This is a genomic window from Billgrantia ethanolica (assembly GCF_021404305.1).
GTDB lineage: Bacteria > Pseudomonadota > Gammaproteobacteria > Pseudomonadales > Halomonadaceae > Halomonas > Halomonas ethanolica.
In genome coordinates this window covers 1-320 of sequence record NZ_JABFTX010000038.1, presented here as the reverse complement: position 1 = coordinate 320, position 320 = coordinate 1, and the positions used below count along the sequence as shown (strand labels likewise).

The following is a 320-nucleotide window of genomic DNA, read 5'->3' as shown; positions in this document are numbered from 1 at the left end:
ACGGCGCCGAGGCGTAGACGCTGCTCCAGTAGGGCATGACCCGCTGCCCCGCCGGCATAATGTCGTCAGTGGAGACGTTATCGCCAGTTACCAGCAGTACCGGAATCTCGAGAGTATCGGGCAGCACGGTGAGTTCAGGCAGAGCCGGGGTGTTGTCGGTTTTCTGCAGCGGCTTGAGACGCGCCTCGGCAAGCGGCAGCGGCGGCACGAACACATCGCGGTTGACCACCATCTGCGCGGGCTCGGCGATGCGAGGATAGGGCATATCGAGGCTGCGCGGGTCGGCGATGGTGCCGGCCAACGCCGAGGCGGTAGCGGTC

Annotated in this window: 1 pseudogene; it reads right to left on the bottom strand. The window is 65.9% G+C overall.

From position 1 onward, the window contains the following. Positions 1–320 (bottom strand): annotated as a pseudogene (locus tag HOP53_RS21410) (aconitate hydratase); the annotation flags it as partial.